The sequence below is a fragment of the Pseudoalteromonas sp. MM17-2 genome, assembly GCF_022347945.1.
GTDB classification, from domain to species: Bacteria; Pseudomonadota; Gammaproteobacteria; order Enterobacterales; family Alteromonadaceae; genus Pseudoalteromonas; species Pseudoalteromonas ruthenica.
On the sequence record NZ_JAKRFV010000025.1, the window covers coordinates 1 to 22,790 of the forward strand.

The following is a 22,790-nucleotide window of genomic DNA, read 5'->3' on the forward strand; positions in this document are numbered from 1 at the left end:
CAAGATGGTAGTAGAGCTAATCTGCCCAATCGCGATGGATGAAGGTCTACGCTTCGCAATCCGTGAAGGTGGCCGTACAGTTGGTGCTGGTGTTGTAGCTTCAATCGTTGAGTAATCAATGATATAGCTAAAACGCTAAAAAAGAGGTCGCTTAGGCGACCTTTTTTTATGCCTGAAATTCGGGTGTTGTTGTAGGTTAGGCTAAAGCCCAACCCACAGAAACAGATGTTGTAGGCAAGGCTTCAGCCTTGCGGCTGCGAGACGTCGCTATACACCAACTCTTTTTAGCTAAATTTGTAATTACTAAGCTCTTAATATTTCTATTGCATTACTAATTTGTGTATTCGATAATCTTGCCTAAAATTTAGGCTCATTTTTAAAAGGAATTAAAATGACAGGTTTGACTTCAACTCTAACCCAATCTAACTCTCCTCTACATTACTCAATTCAGTTTTCCTATTTTTTGGCGCAGCAAACCTCCTTGTAAGTTTAAAGGTGGTGGATATGCTGGTTTTTTAAAAAGAGCTGTTGAAGATAGAGTGAAAGAGCCACATAAGGTTAAACAGTTAGCAGTGGGTCTCTGCGGGCCAAATGCTTTCTTTATATTGAGTTGCAACTTGCAACTTGCATGTTGCTATTTGGGGCTCAGAAAGTGGTAAGGTTCCCCTTCACTCTTATAATCGTAAACGCCACCTGACTCTATCGGACTTCATGACTTATTATTATGGATTTGTGGTGTCGAAAAAATGATAAGAAATTTACTTATAGCACTGCTATTTTTTTCGTTTTTTATAAATGCTAGTGAAACAAAGCTAAAAATAAAATATGAGCAACAGTTTGATTTCTCAGGGGGGCTAGCATTTCCTATCTAAGCTACACGCCCAATGGAGAATTCCTCGTTGTTTCATCTAACTTGGCCAATAAGGTTTATCTGCTGTCCAATGGTGGTGATATGAAAACCTTAAATATAGAAGAAGCAATAGACGAAAGTAGAGTGAATGTAGCCGATAAAGCTTTATACTTCTTTGCGGATCGAAGTCTACACAAAATCTCCAATCAAGGAGAGCTCACTATTATCCCTGAAGCGGAGCTGCCGAGCAGTTATGGTCTAGATATCAGTCCCTCTGGTCACTATATGCTTTCAAGTGGCTACCAACTGCTAAAAATCAATGCGCTAGCGCAAGAGCCGGAACCACTCGGTGTATATGGTTTTCACCCGCGAGATGATTTTTGCAATGGGTTATCAAGTGGTATCCATGCAGCGTGACACGTCCACTTGGCTTTTTGATAAGTCAGAGCTGCAGGTATGGTCACTTAGTGATGCTGAACTCATTAATAAGGTTGAAGTAAGTGGCATAGTTAAAAGTCATAAAGTACTCAATGAAGAGCATGGGGTGCTCATATTCAACGTTGATAATGAGATTCAATTTTGGAACTACAAAAAGAATGAATTTCTTGATCAGCCCCTTCGATTTGAGGAAGAACTCTCCTTCGGAAAGTGGTCTGAGAGAATTTGGTTAGCAACGAATAAAGAACTCTATGAAATTCAGTGGCAAGATAACCATGTGCGTGTTGAGTCGAAGTATCAAACTACAACTGATGAACTAGTTAACAGGCTGAGCCACCATAACTTTTCAAAAAGTGGGCGGTATGCCCTTTTGGAAGAACGTCGGGGCGATGAACTGAGTCTCAAGCTGTATGACCTTAAAGATCAACCCGTTGAAATAACTACATTGCCTAATTCAGAGGTCCAATTCACTCTCAATCCAGCAAAGCGCGAGATTGCTACATACGATTATAAAGATGATACCTTAAGGGTGTATGCCTTTTAATCTCCCATTGTTCCAAATGTGAAGCTATTGTTGTTGCTTTAAGTTGAGTCTTATTTTTGAACTGGCTTGATTCGAAGAGTGGGGTAATAGGGTTATAGATACTAGCTACCTCTTCAACGAAACAACTACTAAAGCCCGACCCACAGGGGATGTTGTTGTAGGCAAGGCTTTAGCCTTGCAACCGGCAAAGGCGGTCATATCCGAGAGAACGGGGCTTAGCAGGCAACCGTACTGCTTAAATATTTCTCATACAAGATTAGGCTGAAGCCCAACCTACAGGGACTGATGTGGTAGGCCAAAACCCAATCCACTGAAACAGATGATGTAGGCAAGGCTTCAGCCTTGCAACCGCCAAAGACGGTCACATCCCAGAGGCCGGGGCCTAGTACACAACCGTGTTTTTATATGTTTCTCATAGATGGTTAGGCTGAAGCCCAACCTAAAGGGGGTGTTGTTGTAGGCAAGGCTTTAGCCTTGCAACCGGCAAAGGCGGTCACATTCCAGAGGCCAGTACCTAATCACAACCGTGTTCCTTACCTGTCTCTCATACATGGTTAGGCTAAAGCCCAACCTACAGGGACCAGTGCCAAGTGCACAGCCGTGTTCGTTATATGTTTTTCATACGTGGTTAGGCTAAAGCCTAACCTACAAGGGAGCATTAACAGAAAAGTTGACTAAACAGTCGTTGAGCATCAGTCTAAGATTATAACTAGGCTGCTATCCCTTGCTATGAATGAAATAAATATCCCCGCATGCATTCCTCGTACCCACAGTCGCTTTGGTCAATGGCTCGGCACCAAGGTGTTGAATTGGTTCGGTTGGCAGGTTGTAGGCGCGTTTCCAGAGCACAGTAAGTTTGTGGCGGCGGTTGCACCGCATACATCGAATTGGGATTTTATTATAGCGATTGCAGTGAAAATGCACTTGCAAGTGCGTATTCGCTTCTTGGGTAAGCACAGCATCTTTATTTGGCCGCTAAGTATACTGCTACGTAAGTGGGGTGGGATAGCGGTTGATAGGCGAGCAGCCAATGGTGTTGTGGGGCAAGTGAAGGCGTTGTTTGATGAGACCGATGCATTGATTCTAGGACTCGCTCCTGAGGGCACACGTAAGCACATGCCGAATTGGAAAACCGGTTTTCTCCATATCGCCAATGCTGCGCAAGTCCCTGTGGTGCCAATGGCTTTGGACTACAGCAAGAAGCAGTTTGTTATAATGCCGGCTATCTATGTGAGTGATGATATTGAACAAACACTTGTGCAAGTACAGCAGCGGTTTTCAACGGCTATGGGCAAGTACCCACAACAAGTGTCTGGTGCAGTCAGAAAGACGCGTTATTGAGCTAAAGGTTGTCGCCAACGAGTTTGTAGCGCCTGAACAAACTTATTGTCTCCTTTCTCTTCGCTAGAGAGTATTAACCGAAAGCTACTGCCATCAGCGCGCTCTATATCAATTGTGGTATAGCCGTCATCTTGGTTAGCAAACTCGGTATGCACATTAACAATATCACCAAAGTCCGCACGTTCTACTTGCAGCTGCCCTTGATCACGGTAATAGCTGAATACGCCTTGCTCGGTAATGCCGTTGCCATCATCACGGATATTCCAAGCGGCATCTGAATAAAAATAAAGCAGTTGCTCATTTTGATTGAGAACTCCATGACGCAGCATAAAGCGCTTATCGTGCTGCCATACTTTATCACCTGAAACCACGGCCACATTGGCGGTGAGACCAATATCTTGGGCCAGACCTAAGGTGAGTATGGGCAGTAGTACCACAGCAAGTAAAACTTGCCGCACTCGCCAGCGACTATAGTAAGGCAATGACTCGTTACGCTGATTTATGTGCGCCGTGTAATTTACCAAGGGTAACCACAGCAGCGGCCACACTAAATAGAACACCGTGCCGTAAAAATCTAACGATGTCGCGATATGCAGTACCACCACTAATATTGCAAAGAGTGCCGCCAGCCACTTAGGTGGGAGGTATTTCTGCGTCCCCAGTTCTTTACCCTCTTGATAAAAACGTAAATACAAAGGGTAGTACCAAAGCGAAGCGAAGAACCCTCGGGCTATTGGCATCATCGCTTCATTATGCTGCTGCTTAATGTATTGCCAGTTCTTGTAACACCAGTAAAAAGGGAAAATATTAAAAGTGAGCAGCGAGTACAGGCAAAATTTCACAGTCGAAACAGGGTAGTAACGTTGTTCGGAGAATGTCGGTCGCTTACCTGCTTCAACGCGCCACAGGGTAACAAAGGCGGTGATAACAACTAAAGCAAGAATGCAATAGCCTATAACGGCGTAGCCGAGTAATAGGAAATTATCCTGCTCGGCTTCATTTACATGGCTGTAAGCTTGGCGGATACCATATTGGGTGGCATCGAGAAGTTGCTCTCGTGCGTCAAGGTAGGCCGGCATTTCTGCAACTGGCACATGGTCTGTTTTGCTGCGGAACTGATATGTAAGAGTCAGTGTATTTGAGCTAAAGCGCACTTGCGATGCCAATGAAAAATAAGGGTTATCAATAGAGCTCTTACTATTATTAAAGTACCATTCACGCTCGTTTAACTTTACCTCTATGGTGTAATTAACGTTATAAGGGTGCTGCAGATAAAGCGGGCTGATACGGGTTTTAGTATCGGGTTGATAGATTGCGTTTTGAATATCATCAGCGTAAAAGTAAGCTGTCTGGCCATTCTCCTCATCACTCCAAAAGTCGTCAATTTGATAAAACTCAGTGACTTCTATTGCTCCCTTTTGTGGGTGCTCGCGAACTTGCGGTAGCCGAGTGTGCTGGGTGCCAGCAAAGTAGTCTTGGTATAGTTTTCTTGGAGCGTTTGCAATGCCGTGGTTGCCAGCTCTTGGCGTTTACTGATGGCATCAGCGTCGCTGAATATGCTTTTTACACTGAATAGTGCCAATGGTTCGTTGGCATTAGGAAGCTCGTAGCGCTCGGTGATGTCACGGTGAATACGCTCTACCGGTTTGTGCATGCTGGTGAGAGTATTTTGCGAGGGTTTGACGATTAACGCATAACCAAAGTCAGGCTCACTCAATGCTAGCAGTGGCCCAGTTTGATAACTAGTGGTCGGGTCAAGCCAATAGCGCTTGTCATCGTGCTCCAGCGTAACCAAAACGTGGTTGAAGCGTGCCGATGAGGGGGATGTCTCGGCTAAGCCTTTATCTAATTGTGTGTTTACAAGCGCAGGGTGAGACTCCACTCCCAGTGCGCGCAGTATACTTATTAATAGTACGGTTTTGTCTTTGCAATCGCCGTAGCGGTTTTGCAGAGTTTCTTGGGCGGGCGTTGGCAGGTGAGAGTTGCTGCCCATTTCCAAGCCTAAATAGCGAATTTCATCTTGTGTGTACTTTAATGCTGCACCAATCTGCGCTGGCAAAGTAGGGTGCTGTTGGCGTATTTGTTCAGCAATGGCAGCGATATCATCGCCAGTGGAGAGTGCCTGCTGATACATTGGCAATGCCCAGTCTACGACCTCTTGCCAACGATTAAACTCGCTAAAAAATACCATATGATAAGGGTCGTGCCATAACGGTGTTTGCGAGTCATAGCGCTGCATGTCTGGGGAAGTGATATACAGACTATACTCTTTGCCGTTCGCCGTATCTGTTACGTTTATCTGGGCATCGCCATTGTTTTGTTGAATATGTAATGGTTGTGGTTTTTGCCAATCGATACGGATATATTGCTCGGCGACCGGCACACTCCAGTCTAATTGCGCTGAATAGCTAAAGCGGCCTTGGTAGATAGGATTACGACCAATGCGCGTGAAAGCATAATCCAAAGAGTCACCTGGGCGCACATCATCAACAATAATATTCAGTGTTTGCGTACCATCATAAATTAGTTGCTCCGCTTCAGTTTCTCGCTGCAACACTTTTAATTGAGCTGTAGGGATTTTATCTATTACTTGCCCATCGCGTATCACTCGAAGGTGGTTTAGCTCAATGCGCTGGTAGCTGGGATCATAATCCAAGTTCAGCTGGGAGATGTTCTCGACACCGCTTTGGTTGGTGGCGTGCATAACATAGCGGATGTAGTGGCTGACGGCATCAGGGTTATCGCTTGGGACCTGAATCTGATCTTCCAACAGGCGATAGTAAGTACCATCAGAGAGTTGTTCAGTGGGAATTGTTTCTGCAACCAAAGGGGGCAGTTTAGCTGGGGCAACCCAATCAGCTGCAGGCGTTATCTGATAGTTGGCTAAGGCCGTATTAGAGGTAAGAGTGCAGACTAGTAGCCAGCATAAAAGCAGTATTCTTATCATTATAATTTCTCAGTTGCATACATCCATGATGCTAGGTGGGTAGCCTGCAGGGGTAGCACTAAAGTCAGTGATGTTTTTATAAGCAGATATCGTTATGCTATCAGAAAATAATAAAAAATGATCTCTGATGTTTTCTATTGGTGTTATTAGCCTGATTGCTTTGGCGTACCTAGGCGTGCTTTTTGCCGTTGCTTGGTATGCCGATAAGCACACAAAGAATCACTCGAGTGGTTGGATTTATGGCCTTTCGTTGGGGGTGTATTGTACCTCTTGGGCTTTTTATGGCACCACTGCTCAGGCCGCTAACAATGGTTGGTGGTTAGCACCGACCTACGCCGGCACCATTTTGTTGTTCACCTTTGGTTGGGCCATCTACCGCCGTATTGCTCATGTTTGTCGGCAGCAACAGCTTACTTCCTTGGCCGATTTTCTTGCTACCCGTTATGGTCAGTCGTCACAGCTCTCCGGGTTAGTGTCATTGATCTCGGTAATAGCCATCGTGCCTTATATTGCGCTGCAGCTTAACGCCACCAGTGCCAGTATCGCTATGCTCACCGATAGGCCGATACAAGGCGGTTATTTTTGGCAAGATAGCACTTTCTTTATTACCGCTTTGTTGGCGCTTTTTGCCATCTTATTCGGCGCTCGCCGGGTACGCCCCAGTGAGCATAACCCCGGGTTGATGGCTTCTATTGCTTTTGAGTCGGTGGTTAAACTGTTGGCTTTTTTAGGAGTGGGGCTGTTTATTTGTTTTGAGATTTTCGATTCTCCACACGCCCTGTACTCGGCCGCTCAGCAGCAAGATATTTCAGCCCAGGTTGCAGCGACAGCAAGCCCTACCTACGTATATTGGGTACATGTAGGTCTGGGTTTTTTAGCAACCCTGTGCTTACCTCGTCAGTTTCATACCGCCTTTATTGAGCACGACAACGAACATCAACTCGTTACCGCTCGCTGGTTATTTCCGATTTATTTGTTGTTGATTAATCTGTTTATTCTGCCCATCGCCTACGCTGGCTTAGTTTATTTTCAAGACCAGAGTGTGGGCTATGACACCTTTGTATTAGCACTGCCTATTGCTGCGCAGTCGCCAAGTTTCTCATTGCTGGCCTTTCTAGGTGGGTTTTCCGCTGCGACCAGTATGGTGATTGTCTCTACCATTGTTTTGTCGATTATGATCACCAACGACTTCATCAACCAATTCTTATTACGGCGCTCACAACTAAGTTCATCTCATCGCGGTCTCTCGAAGTTTAAGCTACTGCAAGCACGGCGAGCCGTTATCGTCGCGGTGTTGTTACTAAGCTACGCCAGTCACCGAGTATTGGCGGAGGGCAATACTCTAGCCAATATGGGCCTGATGTCATTCACTCTCGTTGCGCAGTTTGCGCCAGCGATGATTATCGGCTTGTGGTGGTCTAAAGCGTCATGTCGTGGGGCGCAGTGGGGCATTATCGCGGGTTTTGCAATTTGGTTTTACACCTTGCTGTTACCCAACTTGTACGCTGCATTGTTTGGCGAGGCGTTGTGGCTATCAACTGGGCCCTGGGGCATAGAGTGGTTGGCGCCGCGAGATTTATTTGCATTGGGGCTCGATGAGCTTAGTCAGGCGGTATTATTATCTCTAGGGGTGAATACGCTGGTATACATTAGTGTGCCTTTACTGAGTTCAGCGCAGCTTGCCGAGCGCTTACAAAGTAATAAATTTATCATCACAGCAAGCCCACAGCGTAGCGGACATATTGCCCTAAGTTATCAAGACTTGGCGCTACTGTTGCAGCGCTTTAGTGAGCCAGAACGAGCTAAAGCACTGGTGAGTCATTATTTTCCTGCAAGCTCCAGTCGCTGGAAAGAACAAGCCCCAGAACATATTGAGCAACGAGTTGAACGCGAGATGTCGGCGTTAGTTGGAGGCGCATCAGCACGGCTTATACTCGATGTGGCCAAGGATGAGAAACGTCAGCCTTTTGAGCAAGTCGCCGATTTCGTTGACGAAGCTTCCCAAGTACTGCGATTTAACCGTGACTTACTGCAAGCGACTATCGAAAACATCGAGCAGGGGATCAGTGTGGTTGATAGTGACCTTAAGTTGGTTGCATGGAACCAAGGTTATCAAAGTATGTTTTCTTATCCTGACGACTCACTGGTCGTTGGTCGCCCGGTTGCCGAGTTGATCCGTTTTAATGCCGAGCGTGGACTATTCGCCTATCAAGATATTGATACTGAGGTTGAAAAGCGCATAGCCCACTTGCGTCGCGGCAGCGCCTACAAGTATCGACGTCAGCACAGTGATGGACGGGTATTTGAAATGCAGGGCAACCCATTACCCGGTGGCGGCTTTGTGACCACGTACACCGATATTACCGACTTTATAAACCAGCAGCGTGAGCTTGAGCAAGCCAACTTAAATCTAGAAGAAAAAATAGCAGCGCGCACCCAGCAACTGGTGGCGACTAATCATGCCCTAGCAGAGGCAAAACGCGAGGCCGAGCAAGCCACCGAGAGCAAAACGCGTTTCTTTGCTGCCGCCAGCCATGACTTGCTGCAACCGTTCAATGCCGCAAGTTTGTTCTGCTCGTTGATGAGTGAAAAAGCCAGCAATACAGAGCTGAGCGAGCTGGCCAATAATATACGCAGCTCATTGGCAAGTGCGGAAGACCTGTTATCAAGCATATTGCAGCTAACCAAGCTAGAGTCCGGCTCTTTTAAGGTTAATAGTAGTGATTTCTCTCTTTCGAGCTTGCTGCAACCTTTGGCCAATGAATACGGTGCCCTAGCCCGAGACAAAGGGCTCGCCTTTAAAGTGCAAGGTGCTGAAGTGATGCTAAAGACTGATAAAGCCTTGCTTAAACGGGTATTGGGTAATTTGCTTAGCAATGCCATTCGTTACACTGAGCAGGGTGAAATACGGTTACTGTGCGAAAGTCATCAAGGCCAACTGTCGATTATGGTGGAAGATACTGGCTCCGGTATTGCTCAGCAAGATCAAGAACTTATTTTTGAGGAATTTAAACAGCTGCAAGGCAAAGAGCAGGCGCAGGGGTTAGGCTTGGGCCTTGCTATTAGTAAGCGCATTTGCTCGGTATTAGCCATTAACCTCACGCTCGGCTCGCAACTTGGTAAGGGCACGCAATTTACCCTTACCTTGCCTTGCTTTGTGTCAACAAGCGAAGAGACCTCCTCCCCATTAGAGACGCGGCATGTCGATAACCAGCTTGAAGGGCTGCGTATCTGGCTATTGGATAATGATGACAATGTGCTCAGTGCGCTCTCACAAGTGCTAGAGAACTGGGGCTGCAAAGTTCAAGTGGCGCGTAATCAAGCGCAGCTGCGTGATGTGCAAGCTTATAGCGAAGCCGATATTTTAATTGCTGACTATCAACTTGATGATGGTGTCACCGGCTTAGAGGTGATCAGTGCGCTGAATTTAACGACTATGGCCATTGTGATTAACACCGCTAATCACGATGAGAATATTCGTGAGCAAGTGAGCGACTGCGGTTATCCACTGCTTTACAAACCACTGAAAACGCCCGCGCTTAAACGGATGCTGAAACGCTTAAAGCCGAAATAGCTTTGCTTGAATAATATTGTACTTTAACTGACTTGCTATACCTTACATGGGGTTAAGGTTGTATTGGAAAAGGAGGTCTAATGATTTTTGATATGGCTATCGGGGGATAACTTCGCGTCATTTTTTGATGAGCAAACAGGACTGCATGTTTTTGTAGACAGTTTTGATAATGAGCACTTCGCCGTGCGTATCGGCAGCGCGGAAGAATCTACATCAGTTGGCTCTGTGAAAGCTACTTCAGATGAAGAGTTGAACGCCAAGTTGAAGAAATGCTACGAATTACACATGGGAAGTGCTTGGCAATGATTACATACACAGGATATTCAGTGTCTAAAGCATAACGCAACTTTCAATATTCATTGCACCATATCCCATATAAATATGCCTTGTGCGGTCAGTAAAAAACAGACGCACTACGGAGAACATCAGGAAAATATCGTTATAACAGTGATGAGGAAAAAGAATTGGAAGTCTAAGGACTCTACTGAATTTCTAGTATAGGTTTGCCTTTCTTGCCATTTGCTGATGCTTTATTAGCTCGCATTTAGGTTATGACTAAAGAAACGGTGCGTCAGCTTAAAGAGTATGGAAGCTGACGATTACACTATGATTAGTTCTCCATATTATCTGCCACTGTGGCCATTTGCTTAAATAAGATACCCGCTTGAGTGCGATTGTACACGTTAAGCTTTTTTAGGATTGCTGAGACATGTTGCTTGATGGTGGTTTCTTGAATCGACATCGCATAGGCGATTTGTTTATTCAGCATGCCATCGGCAATCATACTCAATACTCGATATTGTTGCGGGGTTAGCTTCTCTAAGTTACGAGCAAACTGGGCTTGCTCGGTATTGCTGTCGGTGCAAATGTCGGCTTGGGGTGGTAACCAGTTTTCACCTTCAATTACTTGGGCAATGGCTTCACTGATCACATCCAAAGACGACGACTTGGGAATATAAGCACTGGCACCAATTGCCATGGCTTGTTCAATAATCTGTGCTTGCTCGTTGGCAGAAACCATAATCACCAAAATGTCGGGGTATTGATTACGTAGCCGGGCAAGGCCCTCCAGCCCTTGGGCTCCGGGGATGGTTAAATCCAGAAACACCAGTTCTATTTCCGGATGCTCTGTTAAAGCGCGAAACAGTGCATCAAGGTCGCTGGCTTCCAAAATGGGCTCATCAGCCATGGCTTGCGCTGCGGCTTGCTTTAAGGCGCTGCGAAATAACGGGTGGTCATCGGCAATAATTGCTTGCACACTGGACATCCTATATAAACTCCGTGTTCCTCGTTATAGGGGATTTTTCCTTCCGCAGCAAGAGCATACGGTGAGTGACTAAGAATAAAAAGGTGGCCATATGACCGGGGGAAGGCCGGCCACCTGTACTAGCTGAACATTAGAAGCGATAGCCAACGGTTAACGATACAGTGCGAGGGTCACCATAGTAACCGATCAGTGTATTATCACCGCCTAAGCCCGGTGTGTATTTGCTCACATCACTGGGGTCAGTAGGGTCAGGCGTAACAAACTGATAGCCGCCAATCATGTACTCTTCGTCAGTTAAGTTCTTAGCATGCAGACCCACTCGCCACTGGCCGTCTGGGCTATACCAATTAACGCTTAGGTTGAGCAAGCCATAGCTGTCTTGGCTTAGCAGGCTGTCTTCTTCGAATAGTACGTAATCACCACGGTGGTAGTAGTTACCGTTAATGACCCAGTCGCCATGTTCGCTGTAAAGGCGGTAAGTCGCGCCTAAATTAAAGGTCAAATCTGGGGTGTTAGAAATACTAAAGCGGTCTGACTTATCAAACACTTCACCGGTCTCTGGGTCCGTGTCGAGTACTTCTTCAAAGTCAGCATCAATATAGCCCAGTGAGGCATCAAAGCTCAGTGCATCGGTGGCTACATAGTTAAGCTCGAGCTCCACTCCGTTCGCAGACGATTTACCAATATTACCCAAGCGCTGATTTAAATCGGCAGAGGTGTCTCCTGGGAGTACCGAAATGTATTGGCGATCTTCATGGTCTAAGGTGAATAAGGTGACATTGGCACGCAGGTTATTGTTCCATTCGCTTTTCATACCGAGCTCAAAGGAGTCAACAATCTCCGGGTTGGCGGCTGGCTCGGCGGTGCTGGCTCGCGGGTTAAAGGTGCCCGATTTAAAGCCCTGCGCATAGCTGGCAAAGAACATAATATCGTTATTGTATTGATACTCTACGCCTACCCGAGGAGTAAACCGTGACCAATCTTTGTCATCATCGAGCACTGTCGGCACCAGCTGACCTTCTGGGCGTACATAGCCTGGGATCCAGCCAGACTCAGGGTACACAGTGTCAAACACCAGGCCGTTGTTAACAATGGCTTCTTTACTGTCGCGGGTGTAGCGCGCTCCGAGGGTCATTGACCACTGTTCACTTAAATCCACACTGCCTTGAATATAAGCCGCTTTGCTGGTGGAATTGTTGCAGCCACTCACCTCACGAGTGAGCCCCGGTGCCCCTAAGCTTTGCCCGAGTACTTCCAAAATGGCCTGGAATTGCCCGCAAGACTCACCATCGAAGTAATAGAGACCGGAAACAAGCTTGTAATTGTCGCCCTCGTGATTGAGCTGCAATTCGTGGGTGGTTTGCTCGTCATCATAGATGGCTGGTACGTCAAAAATGCGCACCGAGGTATTATCAAAGTCGATATTGGTCGGCGAGTAGCTATCGCGCTGCGCACCAATATACTTTAATGAAGTGTTGTTATTGAGATACCAGCGCGCGGTAAGGCTGTAACCTTCTAACTCAACCTTATTCCATGTTGGTAAGCTGGTGTAAGAATCATAAACGCTATCTGGCACGGGAGCATCGGTGAGCAGGCTGGGCAGTAAGCGGTAGCCCCCTTTGGAGTTCGACTCATCGTCGGTTTTATCCCAAGCGAGGCGGAAGAACAAATCGTCGCTAGGGCGATACTCTAAGGTCACCCGAGCTGCGGTTAGGTCTTTATTGTAGTTCTCACGGTCTTGGTCGGGCTGCGCTGAGGTTAAGAACTCCCCGAAACCATCGCGGTTTAAGGTGGCAAAGCCATAGCCGAGATAAAGCGTGTCATCCACTAAAGGCAGTTGCCCGGTGATCTTCAAGTCGCGCTGATTATAGCTGCCGACCGTACCTTCAACATCAAAGGTCATATCGCCAGTCATTTCTTTGGTAACGTACTTTATCGCTCCGCCAATGGTGTTTTTACCGTAAAGTGTGCCTTGGGGGCCGCGTAATACTTCAATTTGTTGTACATCAAGGAGATCTAAAACGGCGCCTTGTGGGCGGGCCACGTACACATCATCGATATAAATACCGACCCCAGGTTCATAACCCCACAGCGGGTCTTGCTGGCCGACGCCACGAATAAATGCGGTAATCGTTGAGTTAGTGCCGCGACTCGCTTGTAAGGTGGTGTTGGGTGAGAATTGTTGCACTTCTGTCATTACCGAAATGCCGTTTTCTAATAACTCGGTCTCACCGATGGAGGTAACCGCCACCGGCACCTCTTGTAAGTTTTCCACCGATTTACGCGCAGTCACCTCAATGCGTTCCAACTCCGCTTTTTCGCCACCACCGCCAGCCAGTGCTGCGGTGCTTGTGAGTGCGGTACTAATGGCTAAGGCGATGCTTGAATGCCTTAAAGTTAGTGTGTTCATCCTGTGTCCCCTGTTGTTGTCGTTATGGGTGGCTGTGCTCACCCTATGGGTTGTTGGCAAAATATCAATTAACTGTGAATGTAGGGGAAAAACATCTCCTTGGGGTTAGTACCTTAGTACTAATGCGCTTCTAGCCCTTATAGAGCAAGGCCTGGCGTCTTTCTATAACCTTAGTACTATGTATTTTATGGCACACTCTAGCCAGACTGGGACTAGCTTTGTTAACACATCTAGGTGCTATGCTGGATGCAGTTAATAGAAAAATAATAACGAAGGAGCGCATTTATGCTCAGTATGGTTGGCCTAATCGGTGGCTTAGTTTTACTTATAATTCTGACTTTGCGTGGCATGAACTTGTTTATCGCCGCGCCTTTGTGTGCGCTGCTTGTTGCTCTAAGTGGCAATATGGCGTTGTTTCCAAGCAGTGGTGTTGAGCTGGATTTTGTCAGCACCTACATGGGTGGCTTCGCAGGGTTTTTAAGCGCCTGGTTTTTCATGTTCTTACTGGGCTCGTTATTCGGTAAGTTTATGGAAGACAGCGGTGCCGCCGACAGCGTTGCCCGTGCCATAGTGAATAAACTGGGTATGAAGCACGCGGTCTTGGCCGTGGTTATTGCCTGTGCGGTGTTAACCTACGGCGGCGTCAGTGTATTTATCGTCGCCTTTTCGGTTTACCCAATGGCCCTTAGCTTGTTTAAAGATGCCGACTTACCACGACGCTTTATTCCCGCTACGCTCGCGTTTGGCTCGGTGACCTTTACCATGACCTCGGCGGGTTCACCAGAGATCCAAAACTGGATCCCCATTAAGTACCTCGGCACCTCACCCTACGCCGCATGGGAAGTCAGTTTAGTGATTGCCGTGTTTATGGCCATCACTGGCTACTGGTGGCTGAAACGGATGATCACCAAAGCGGTAAATAATGGCGAGCGCTTTGAAAGTCGTGATGATGACCCGGAAATACCAGAGCGTGACTATCCGCACCCCATTACCGGTGTTATTCCCTTGCTAGTGGTGCTCGCGCTGTCTTTTAGCTTGCACGATGTGCTACAGCAAAGTGCTTTGATAGTGGCATTACTCGGCGGTGTACTCGCACTGCTGATTATCAACTTTAAACACTTTCACAATCTCAGCGGTGCTATCAACTTAGGCACGACCGGCGCGCTGGTGGCTATCGGTAATACCAGTGCCGTGGTTGGTTTTGGTGCGGTGGCGAAAAACACCGAGGCCTTCCAATTGGCGGTCGAAGTCATGACTAATATGCCAGGTAATGAGTTGTTAGGTGCAGCTGTGGCAGTGAGTGTTATTGCTGGGCTGACCGGTTCAGCCTCAGGTGGGCAGGCCATCGCCTTACCTTTAGTCGCTCCTCATTACCTTGATGCTGGCGTCAATCCTGAACAATTACACCGGGTGGTGGCAATCAGTTCAGGGGCGCTCGATACCCTGCCGCATAATGGCTATGTGGTCACCACCATCCGCGCAATTTGTAAAGAAACCCATCAACGCGCGTACTGGTCAATGGCGGCACTGACAGCGGTGATCCCATTAATTGGCGTGGCGCTAGCGCTGGCCTTATTTATCTTGTTTTAAGGAGTGAATACCATGTCCATGCTAAAAGTCATTGGCGTTGTTTTAATTATTGCTAGCCATTGGGCGAGTGCGCAAAGTGACCCTATGCTAGTGGAAAAGCAGCGTTTTGCCTTTACAAACTACACCACTGAATCGGGCGAGACCCTGCCCGAGGTGCAGGTCGGTTGGGAAAGCTACGGCACCCTTAACGAGGCTAAAGACAACGTTATTCTGATCCCCCACTTTTTCTCGGGGACGTCTCATGCTGCGGGTAAATACAGTGTTGATGATGCCCAGCCCGGGTATTGGGATGCGATTATCGGCCCAGGCAAGGCCATTGATACCAACAAATATTATGTGATTAGCTCTGACACCTTGGTAAACGCCAATTGGCATAACGAACAGGTGATCACCACCGGTCCGGCGTCTATCAACCCTAAAACCGGAAAGCCCTATGGTTTAGACTTCCCGGTGGTAACCATTGGCGATTTTGTGGAAGTACAAAAGCGCCTGCTGGATAGCTTGGGGATCGAAAAATTACACGCCGTTATAGGTGCATCAATGGGCTCATTTCAAGCCTTAGAGTGGTCGGTGCGCTACCCCGATATGGTCGAGCGTTTGGTGCATGTCATTGGCGCTGCGAAAATGGATGCTTGGACGGTCCCTGCATTAGAGAAGTGGGCATTGCCTATTCGCCTTGACGCCAATTGGAACAACGGCAATTACTACGACGGAGAACGCCCACTGGCTGGGGTGACGGCCACCATGTTGAATATCACCCAAGATGCCATGCATCCAAAAATTTACCAAGCGAGCTTCCCGAATTTTACAGTGCAGGATGAAGGTGCCAAGCAAGATATTCGTACTTTACCGGCCATTAGCCAAACCTTATATCAACGTGCCGCTGCCCGCGCTCAGACCCAAGATGCCAACCATATTTTGTACTTGGTTCGCGCCTCTCAGCTCTACAGTGCCGGTATGCAAGAAGACTTAAGCGCCGCTGCAAAGAAAATCAAAGCAAATATCTTATTGATGCCGGCGAGCAATGACTTACTGCTGCGCCCAGGCCCAGTACGGGCGTTTGCGCAGTTGCTAAAAGCACAAGGGAAAAACGTAAAAATAGAAGAAATAGACGGTATTTGGGGGCACCTTGACGGTATTTTCTCGATTCAAACAAAAGCGCCTGTCATTGCCGAGTTTTTAGCGGAGTAACCATGAATAAGCGAATTTTAATTACCGGCGCGGCCAGTGGCATTGGTCGCTACGTAGCCGAACACCTTGGCAACCAAGGACATGAAATCTTACTTACCGACCTGGACGGTGAACGCGCAAAGACTGAGGTTAATCGACTCAAAGAGCAGGGCATTCGAGCCCAAGGTCTTGCTTTGAATGTTGCAGACTTGCCAGCGTTAGAGCACTTTATCGCCAGTCAGCCAACAATTGATGTGCTAATTAATAATGCGGGCATTCAGCATGTGGAGCGCTTAGAGGATTACCCTTTAGATAAATGGCAGCTTCTGCAAGATGTGTTGCTTAATGGCCCAGCGATGCTCACCAAAGCGGTGTTGCCGGCAATGCGCGAACAAAATTTTGGCCGCATCATTAATATTGGCTCTATTCACGCTCAGGTGGCGTCCAAGTATAAGTCGGCGTATGTCGCTGCCAAGCATGGTTTGATTGGCCTCGGCAAAGTGCTGGCATTGGAAACAGGAGATGTGGATATTACCGTGAACACCATTTGTCCTGCTTATGTGAAAACACCGCTGGTAGAGGCGCAAATCGCTAGCCAAGCTAAGCAGCATGGCATTTCCGAGCAGCAAGTGATCGATACCATTATGCTCGCGCCGATGCCGAAAAAGGCCTTTATTGGTTTAGATGAAATAGCCCATACCGTTGATTTTTTAATGGCCGACGCGGCGCGCAATATCACCGCTCAAGCCATCGCCCTTGATGGCGGTTGGACCGCGCAATAGGAGAGCACATGGCAGGTTTTAATAAAGTTGTAAGCAGCTACCAAGAAGCAATGGCAGGGTTAGAAAATGACATGACCGTGATTGCCGGTGGTTTTGGTTTATGTGGAATTCCCGAGGGTCTGATAAAAGCAATTAAAGAAAGAGGCACAACTGGACTCACTGTGGTTTCCAATAACTGTGGCATCGATGGTTTTGGCTTGGGTATTTTGCTGGAAGACCGACAAATTAAAAAAATGGTGGCCTCCTATGTGGGTGAGAATGCACTGTTCGAGCAGCAGTTGCTCAGCGGTGAATTGGCTGTGGAATTAACGCCGCAGGGCACCCTAGCGGAGAAGATGCGCGCCGGTGGCGCCGGCATTCCCGCCTTTTTCACCGCTACAGGGGTGGGCACTGTAGTGGCCGAAGGGAAAGAGATTAAGCAATTTAATGGCCGTGACTATGTGCTGGAACCGAGTATTGTCGGTGATTTTGCCATTGTTAAAGCGTGGAAGGCAGACCGCTATGGTAATTGTGTGTACCGCCATACGGCGATGAACTTCAACCCTATGGCGGCAACAGCAGGTAAAATCACTGTGGTTGAAGCGGAAGAAATTGTTGAGCCAGGTGAGCTGCAGCCTAGTGAGATCCACACTCCAGGTATTTATGTGCAGCGGGTGATCAAAGGGCAATTTGAAAAGCGCATTGAAAAACGCACGGTAAGAGGATAACAGCATGGCATTAACGCGAGAACAAATGGCGCAGCGCGTGGCCCAAGAATTACGCGATGGCTACTATGTAAACTTAGGCATAGGTATTCCTACCTTGGTTGCCAACTATGTGCCACAAGGCATTGATGTGATGCTGCAATCGGAAAATGGCTTACTGGGAATGGGTGAGTACCCAACAGAAGAGACGGTCGATGCCGATATGATAAACGCGGGTAAAGAAACGGTGACTGCGCGCACCGGCGCGGCTATTTTTAATTCCGCTGAAAGCTTTGCCATGATCCGAGGTGGCCATGTCGATTTAACCGTGCTCGGAGCCTTTGAAGTGGATCAAAATGGCAATATTGCTAGCTGGATGATCCCCAAGAAGTTGGTTAAGGGTATGGGCGGTGCCATGGACTTAGTTGCCGGTGCTAAAAACATTATTTGTACCATGACTCATGCCAGCAAGCATGGTGAATCGAAATTGCTAAAGCAATGCGCGCTTCCCCTAACCGGTGTAGGTTGTATAAACAAGGTGATCACCGATTTAGCGTTACTAGAAATAAAAGATGGAGCCTTTCATCTGCTAGAGCGCGCACCGGGTGTGAGCGTGGAAGAAATCAAAGCCAAGACTCAAGGTCAGTTAGTCTGTCCCGATGAAGTGCCAGAGATGGCCTTGGCGTAAAACTTACTTACATTTTCATGGCTGCATAAGGCGGTATTTTGCGGCATGCTAAAGCAGTTAATGCAAAGGAGAAAGTGCAATGCAATGTCATGAAATTGATTACGAAATTATCGGCGAATCGATGCAAATGGTGGAGGTCGAACTGGATCCCAGTGAAACAGTTATAGCCGAAGCGGGCGCCATGAACTACCTCGAAGAAGGGATCAGCTACGAGGCGAAAATGGGTGATGGCTCGCAGGTAAACCAGGGCTTTATGAGTAAGCTGTTCAGTGCGGGTAAGCGCATGATCAGTGGTGAATCCTTGTTTATGACCCACTTTACTAACCAGGGTGAGGGCAAAAAGCGTGTGGCTTTCGCGGCGCCTTTCCCCGGCTCCATCATTCCTTTAAATATGGCCGAACTAGGCGAGCAAGTGTATCTGCAAAAGGATTCATTCCTGTGTGCGGCGATGGGCACCGAGGTGAATATCGCCTTTCAGCGCCGCCTAGGAGCGGGCTTTTTTGGTGGTGAAGGGTTTATCTTACAGCACCTCAAAGGGGATGGTATGGCCTTTGCCCATGCCGGGGGCACGGTAGTTGAGAAGCGTCTAAATGGCGAGACCCTGCGCTTAGACACCGGTTGTGTAGTCGGCTTTAGCGGCGATATCGACTTTGATATTGAGCGCGTGAAAGGACTTAGATCAATGTTCTTCGGCGGCGAGGGGCTATTTTTAGCCACGTTGCGAGGCCATGGCACGGTGTGGGTGCAAAGCTTACCATTCTCCCGACTTGCCGACCGCGTGCTAGAGCATGCCCCGAGAGCGGGTGGTTCGCGCCAAGGTGAAGGTTCTATCTTAGGTGGCCTTGGCGATCTTATTGACGGTGACTAAGGGCTCAGCTGGACTACGGTTTGGCAATGCCACATAGGTATTGCCACTCTTGTTCGCTCACCGGCATGACCGATAAACGCCCTGACTTTTTTAAAGCCAGCTCTGCGATGGCGGGGTCTGCCTTAATTGCTTTTAAGGTTATCGGCTGCTGAAAGCTTTGCCGGTATTGCACATCGACACTAAACCAGCGTGGTGACTCTGATGTGGCCTTAGGGTCATAATAATCACTACTGGCATCGAACTGCGTGGGGTCTGCATAAGGGCCTCGTGTCACTGCACCGATGCCGACAATCGCGGGCACCTTGCAACTAGAGTGATAGATAAAGACCTTGTCACCCACTTGCATGCCATCGCGGATAAAATTACGGGCTTGGTAATTGCGTACCCCATCCCATACCGTAGTGCCGTTTTCGGCGGCTTGTAAGTCTGCCAACGAAAACGCGTCGGGCTCTGTTTTTAATAACCAGTAAGCCATGCTCTATCCTGTGCTGAACTAGGTAATCAGGTTCATTGTATAGTATTATCATTGTATTAGCTGCAATGTGGTAATGAGGACGCAATGAGCCAAGCATTAGATAAATTACTTTCCTTACTCAAGTTAGAAGAAATCGAACTCGGTCTTTATCGTGGTGCCAGCCAAGACCTTGGCTTTAAAGCGGTATTTGGTGGCCAAGTAATGGGCCAAGCGCTGTCGGCTGCGAAGGAAACTTTGCCGGAAGGGCGCGTTGTTCACTCATTGCACTCGTACTTCCTGCGCCCTGGCGATGCCTCTCGCCCCATTGTTTACGATGTCGAAAATATTCGCGATGGTCGAAGCCTAAGTACGCGGCGCGTCAGCGCTATTCAGTATGGTAAGCCCATTTTCTACATGACGGCGTCATTCTCTGGTGAATCTCAAGGGCTTGAACACCAAAGCGCCATGCCGGATGTGCCTGCACCTGAGGGGCTACGCCCAGCACTTGAGTTTTATCAAGAGCACGCTCATCAGATCCCTGAGCCAATCCGCAATAAATTTATCAGTGAAAAGCCCATTGAAATGCGCCCGGTGAACTTCCAAAACCCCTTTAAGCCAGAAGTTTCTGAGCCAGTGAAGCACATTTGGTTTAAAGCCAATGGCGAGATGCCAGATGACCAGCGTATTCACAATTACCTGCTAGCCTACGCCTCTGACTTCGAGTTTCTACCTACGGCGCTCCAGCCCCATGGTAAGTCATTTATGCACCCCAGCATGCAAGTGGCGACCATCGATCATGCCATGTGGTTCCACCGCCCATTCCGTATGGACGAGTGGATGCTGTATAGCGTTGACAGCCCCAGTGCTAGCGGCGGACGCGGCCTTGTGCGTGGGCAGTTCTTTAACCGTGCTGGCGAACTCGTAGCCTCGACCATTCAAGAAGGGGTGATGCGCGAGCGCTAGGCATCAAACATCAGCACGGCGTTAAAATTCGCTTCAAAGCCCACGGCGCGCCTGTAGGTCAGGCTTTAGCCTGACAATGATTGTCGGGTCGTCGACATTGATGGCCTCTTGTAGGAGGCACTCGTTGTAGGTCAGGCTTTAGCCTGACAATCTATTCGAACAGGTTACCCATAGGTCGGCCTTTGCACCAAGGACGGCGATACTCGGGTAACGCAGGAGCAGTTACCTGAGCGCGAATCAAAACGGGAAAGATCACATCTCTTCTAACATGCCACGCGTGTAAGAAACCCATTGGTAAGCGGGAATACTTGAATCAAGATAGAAATCAGGTTGAATGCCTTTACCGTCAATTGTCATTTCTGGGATTCGCAGGCTTTTACTAAGGCTGTAGTGCAGCGTTAGATTCTTACTTGGGGAATCGACTTGGTGCATATTAGAGATATCCAAAACACCACGCGTTGGAGCGCCTAATAGCTTCACTTTATAGCTTTGTTTTGCGGCAAGTAAAAACTGCTCTGCTGCCATTACTCTCATCGATTAAAATACCCACCTTCTTTGGTAAAGGGTTAACGTTTTCTAACTTCTTTACGCTAACTGATTGTGCATCCAAATTAACAAATTGACCTAAGCGTTGTTGCAGCGTTTTGTAACCCTCTTTGGCCCATTTTTTATCGTCGTCACAGAAATTCTCATCGTCGATAAACTTTAGCATTCTTGAATTATTCAGCGGTGTTGATAAGAACTCAACTCCTACATTGCGTATAGGGTTGGTGTAGATGATAGGCAATATTTCTTCATAACTGATATCACTACCACCGCCGTTGCCGCGTATATCTATGATAATATTTTCAGTATTTAGAATGGTTTCTAGGTTGTCTCGAATGACGGTATCAATATGTTTTTTCTCGGTATATGAAAATGATGGAATTCTAAGTAAGGCTGTTTTCTTGCTTAATTGTTTAACCAATGGTGTTTTAGACACCATAAGTTGAACATATTGAAGAACTTCAGCTTTGCTCTCTTCTTTGGGGCTCTGTCTTGATAAGGTTAGCCAATTATTTCCCAAGCTAAGGTGGTTTTGATCTATAAAGCCTACTGAATCTACATGGCGTATAGAGTGGTCAGCCATATAATAGGTGGCTTTATAAGTACCATCATTCTTCTCATTGAGGATGAATTTCAGTTGGCCTGGTTGCCACTTTGAATTTGTCGACTCAATCACATAGCCATTATAATTACTGCCTTCTTTTTTTAGTCCAACTGTATAGCTCGGCAAGCGCCATATTCCTTCTATATCCTCTTTGCTTTTATTATTTAAATACTGTTGGAATTCTGTTTTATTAAAGTTGTGAACAGAAGCGTTATTCTCTTTTTTTACATTGAGGCTGAGTCCTATATGGCCTTCACGGAAGAATAACAACCATTGTTGAAGCTTTTGGTGGCAGTCACTTATGTCGTCAGCATTTTTGATAGCCTTGAGAGATGCTTTATTATGTTCGAGGTAGTTTTTTTCGCCTTTTTGAGATAGCGCATACTGAAAGCCCGCATCATTGTTCTCAAAAGTTTTCTTTAGCCAATTAAATTCCTGTTCACAGCTATAGTCACTGGCGGTAGATGTCAATGGGAAAAATAACAGTAAAAATGCTAACTTTTTCATAGGTGGCGAAGTCCTTTCGTATATAAGTAGGGGGTATGTCAGTACTATACCCTAATAAATACTCAACCTAGAGCTATCTTTTATATCTATTTGCGTTGGTAGCAGGGCTCTCTCGCGGCGGATTAAGTGCTATATGTACAATCAGCAGCTTTAGGGCGTTATTTGTCTAAGTGGCGGTTTAGATTATTGTAGGTGAAGCCCTACGCTGGCACCTTTTGATACTGCGATGCCTATGATTGCAGTTACTTTTTATAGGGCATGTCCCATATAGGATGCGACGAGTTGTAGGTCAGACTTTAGTCTGAAAACTGTGTAAGTAAATCTGGAGATCGTCAGGTCGCCAACAGTATCTAAACTATTTCACTGAGTCGTCAGGCTAAAGCCTGACCTACAACAGTTGGCTAATGCGATAAGCTCTAACAAAGTCGATTGCGTTGTCAGGTTCAAACCTGACCCACAGATAACTAACTCAGGGCAGGCTACTAGATAACTGCTCCTGCCTTACCCTATTACCGCCGTCCTAGGTGGCAAACCCTGACCTACAGGTATCACCTAATCCCGTTA

The 22,790-nt window shown here is 47.3% G+C and carries 20 protein-coding genes; 13 read left to right on the plus strand and 7 right to left on the minus strand.

The genetic code is table 11. The annotated features are described in order from the left end of the window. The 4 genes from MHM93_RS16880 to MHM93_RS16895 all read left to right on the plus strand — a co-directional run. The coding region (locus tag MHM93_RS16880) for a hypothetical protein (protein WP_239449957.1) at nt 1-115 on the plus strand (115 nt) is incomplete at its 5' end. Between the two features lie 837 nt (nt 116-952). Then, entirely contained in the window at nt 953-1,267 is a 315-nt protein-coding gene (locus MHM93_RS16885; protein WP_239449934.1) for a hypothetical protein, read from the plus strand. Then, nucleotides 1,257-1,832, plus strand: coding sequence for a hypothetical protein (locus MHM93_RS16890; RefSeq protein ID WP_239449936.1), 576 nt, complete (start codon nt 1,257-1,259; stop codon nt 1,830-1,832). The genes MHM93_RS16885 and MHM93_RS16890 overlap by 11 nt, the downstream gene beginning before the upstream one ends. A 729-nt stretch (nt 1,833-2,561) precedes the next feature. After that, complete coding sequence (locus MHM93_RS16895) at nt 2,562-3,173, plus strand: 1-acyl-sn-glycerol-3-phosphate acyltransferase (RefSeq protein ID WP_239449937.1); 612 nt, start codon at nt 2,562-2,564, stop codon at nt 3,171-3,173. On the opposite strand, the gene MHM93_RS16900 is transcribed toward MHM93_RS16895, so the two are convergent. Further along, nucleotides 3,167-4,327, minus strand: a complete 1,161-nt coding sequence (locus MHM93_RS16900) for a hypothetical protein (RefSeq protein WP_239449938.1) — start codon at nt 4,325-4,327, stop codon at nt 3,167-3,169. The two genes, MHM93_RS16895 and MHM93_RS16900, sit on opposite strands and share 7 nt — an antisense overlap. Nucleotides 4,328-4,578: 251 nt before the next feature. Beyond that, nucleotides 4,579-6,120, minus strand: coding sequence for a DUF3857 domain-containing transglutaminase family protein (locus tag MHM93_RS16905; RefSeq protein ID WP_239449939.1), 1,542 nt, complete (start codon nt 6,118-6,120; stop codon nt 4,579-4,581). 127 nt (nt 6,121-6,247) lie between these two features. Here MHM93_RS16905 and MHM93_RS16910 point away from each other — a divergent pair, with 127 nt between their 5' ends. After that, nucleotides 6,248-9,694, plus strand: coding sequence for a PAS domain-containing hybrid sensor histidine kinase/response regulator (locus MHM93_RS16910; RefSeq protein WP_239449940.1), 3,447 nt, complete (start codon nt 6,248-6,250; stop codon nt 9,692-9,694). An 87-nt stretch (nt 9,695-9,781) separates the two neighbouring features. Then, nucleotides 9,782-10,000: a hypothetical protein gene (locus MHM93_RS16915; RefSeq protein ID WP_239449941.1), complete on the plus strand. Its 219-nt coding sequence runs from the start codon at nt 9,782-9,784 to the stop codon at nt 9,998-10,000. A 304-nt stretch (nt 10,001-10,304) separates the two neighbouring features. Here MHM93_RS16915 and MHM93_RS16920 read toward each other — a convergent pair whose 3' ends face one another. Both MHM93_RS16920 and MHM93_RS16925 read right to left on the minus strand, forming a co-directional pair. Beyond that, entirely contained in the window at nt 10,305-10,961 is a 657-nt protein-coding gene (locus MHM93_RS16920) for a response regulator transcription factor (protein ID WP_239449942.1), read from the minus strand. 130 nt (nt 10,962-11,091) lie between these two features. Continuing rightward, the gene (locus MHM93_RS16925) at nt 11,092-13,371 is read right to left on the minus strand and encodes a TonB-dependent receptor (RefSeq protein ID WP_151173576.1); all 2,280 of its coding nucleotides are present in this window, start codon (nt 13,369-13,371) and stop codon (nt 11,092-11,094) included. A gap of 285 nt (nt 13,372-13,656) precedes the next feature. Here MHM93_RS16925 and MHM93_RS16930 point away from each other — a divergent pair, with 285 nt between their 5' ends. The 6 genes from MHM93_RS16930 to MHM93_RS16955 all read left to right on the plus strand — a co-directional run bounded on the left by MHM93_RS16930 (nt 13,657) and on the right by MHM93_RS16955 (nt 19,152). Next, complete coding sequence (locus tag MHM93_RS16930; protein ID WP_045979788.1) at nt 13,657-14,961, plus strand: SLC13 family permease; 1,305 nt, start codon at nt 13,657-13,659, stop codon at nt 14,959-14,961. Nucleotides 14,962-14,973: 12 nt separating this feature from the next. Continuing rightward, nucleotides 14,974-16,152 (plus strand): homoserine O-acetyltransferase, encoded by a 1,179-nt coding sequence (locus MHM93_RS16935; protein WP_239449943.1) that lies wholly within the window; start codon nt 14,974-14,976, stop codon nt 16,150-16,152. Nucleotides 16,153-16,154: 2 nt separating this feature from the next. Next, on the plus strand, nt 16,155-16,913 hold the full coding sequence (locus tag MHM93_RS16940; protein ID WP_239449944.1) for a 3-hydroxybutyrate dehydrogenase: 759 nt from the start codon (nt 16,155-16,157) through the stop codon (nt 16,911-16,913). 8 nt (nt 16,914-16,921) lie between these two features. Further along, nucleotides 16,922-17,620, plus strand: a complete 699-nt coding sequence (locus MHM93_RS16945) for a CoA transferase subunit A (RefSeq protein WP_022944325.1) — start codon at nt 16,922-16,924, stop codon at nt 17,618-17,620. A 4-nt stretch (nt 17,621-17,624) separates the two neighbouring features. Then, on the plus strand, nt 17,625-18,284 hold the full coding sequence (locus MHM93_RS16950; RefSeq protein WP_045979790.1) for a CoA transferase subunit B: 660 nt from the start codon (nt 17,625-17,627) through the stop codon (nt 18,282-18,284). A 79-nt stretch (nt 18,285-18,363) separates the two neighbouring features. Then, entirely contained in the window at nt 18,364-19,152 is a 789-nt protein-coding gene (locus MHM93_RS16955; protein WP_045979791.1) for a TIGR00266 family protein, read from the plus strand. A 13-nt stretch (nt 19,153-19,165) separates the two neighbouring features. On the opposite strand, the gene MHM93_RS16960 is transcribed toward MHM93_RS16955, so the two are convergent. Next, nucleotides 19,166-19,627: an EVE domain-containing protein gene (locus MHM93_RS16960; RefSeq protein ID WP_239449945.1), complete on the minus strand. Its 462-nt coding sequence runs from the start codon at nt 19,625-19,627 to the stop codon at nt 19,166-19,168. A gap of 84 nt (nt 19,628-19,711) precedes the next feature. Here MHM93_RS16960 and tesB point away from each other — a divergent pair, with 84 nt between their 5' ends. Beyond that, nucleotides 19,712-20,569, plus strand: a complete 858-nt coding sequence (gene tesB / locus MHM93_RS16965) for an acyl-CoA thioesterase II (RefSeq protein WP_022944321.1) — start codon at nt 19,712-19,714, stop codon at nt 20,567-20,569. 252 nt (nt 20,570-20,821) lie between these two features. Here the strand turns inward: tesB and MHM93_RS16970 are convergent, their stop codons facing one another. Next, nucleotides 20,822-21,094, minus strand: a complete 273-nt coding sequence (locus tag MHM93_RS16970) for a S41 family peptidase (protein ID WP_239449946.1) — start codon at nt 21,092-21,094, stop codon at nt 20,822-20,824. After that, complete coding sequence (locus tag MHM93_RS16975) at nt 21,051-22,226, minus strand: S41 family peptidase (RefSeq protein ID WP_239449947.1); 1,176 nt, start codon at nt 22,224-22,226, stop codon at nt 21,051-21,053. The genes MHM93_RS16970 and MHM93_RS16975 overlap by 44 nt, the downstream gene beginning before the upstream one ends. Between the last annotated feature and the right edge of the window lie 564 nt (nt 22,227-22,790).

Bases quoted from the DNA above. Each gene is read 5' to 3' on its own strand.
- MHM93_RS16895 (WP_239449937.1), top strand. From the start codon at position 2,562: ATGAATGAAATAAATATCCCCGCATGCATTCCTCGTACCCACAGTCGC.
- MHM93_RS16930 (WP_045979788.1), top strand. From the start codon at position 13,657: ATGCTCAGTATGGTTGGCCTAATCGGTGGCTTAGTTTTACTTATAATT.
- MHM93_RS16925 (WP_151173576.1), bottom strand. From the start codon at position 13,371: ATGAACACACTAACTTTAAGGCATTCAAGCATCGCCTTAGCCATTAGT.
- MHM93_RS16910 (WP_239449940.1), top strand. From the start codon at position 6,248: ATGTTTTCTATTGGTGTTATTAGCCTGATTGCTTTGGCGTACCTAGGC.
- MHM93_RS16885 (WP_239449934.1), top strand. From the start codon at position 953: ATGAAAACCTTAAATATAGAAGAAGCAATAGACGAAAGTAGAGTGAAT.
- MHM93_RS16935 (WP_239449943.1), top strand. From the start codon at position 14,974: ATGTCCATGCTAAAAGTCATTGGCGTTGTTTTAATTATTGCTAGCCAT.
- MHM93_RS16975 (WP_239449947.1), bottom strand. From the start codon at position 22,226: ATGAAAAAGTTAGCATTTTTACTGTTATTTTTCCCATTGACATCTACC.
- MHM93_RS16945 (WP_022944325.1), top strand. From the start codon at position 16,922: ATGGCAGGTTTTAATAAAGTTGTAAGCAGCTACCAAGAAGCAATGGCA.
- MHM93_RS16970 (WP_239449946.1), bottom strand. From the start codon at position 21,094: ATGGCAGCAGAGCAGTTTTTACTTGCCGCAAAACAAAGCTATAAAGTG.
- MHM93_RS16955 (WP_045979791.1), top strand. From the start codon at position 18,364: ATGCAATGTCATGAAATTGATTACGAAATTATCGGCGAATCGATGCAA.
- MHM93_RS16950 (WP_045979790.1), top strand. From the start codon at position 17,625: ATGGCATTAACGCGAGAACAAATGGCGCAGCGCGTGGCCCAAGAATTA.
- MHM93_RS16890 (WP_239449936.1), top strand. From the start codon at position 1,257: ATGCAGCGTGACACGTCCACTTGGCTTTTTGATAAGTCAGAGCTGCAG.
- MHM93_RS16960 (WP_239449945.1), bottom strand. From the start codon at position 19,627: ATGGCTTACTGGTTATTAAAAACAGAGCCCGACGCGTTTTCGTTGGCA.
- tesB (WP_022944321.1), top strand. From the start codon at position 19,712: ATGAGCCAAGCATTAGATAAATTACTTTCCTTACTCAAGTTAGAAGAA.
- MHM93_RS16940 (WP_239449944.1), top strand. From the start codon at position 16,155: ATGAATAAGCGAATTTTAATTACCGGCGCGGCCAGTGGCATTGGTCGC.
- MHM93_RS16905 (WP_239449939.1), bottom strand. From the start codon at position 6,120: ATGATAAGAATACTGCTTTTATGCTGGCTACTAGTCTGCACTCTTACC.
- MHM93_RS16920 (WP_239449942.1), bottom strand. From the start codon at position 10,961: ATGTCCAGTGTGCAAGCAATTATTGCCGATGACCACCCGTTATTTCGC.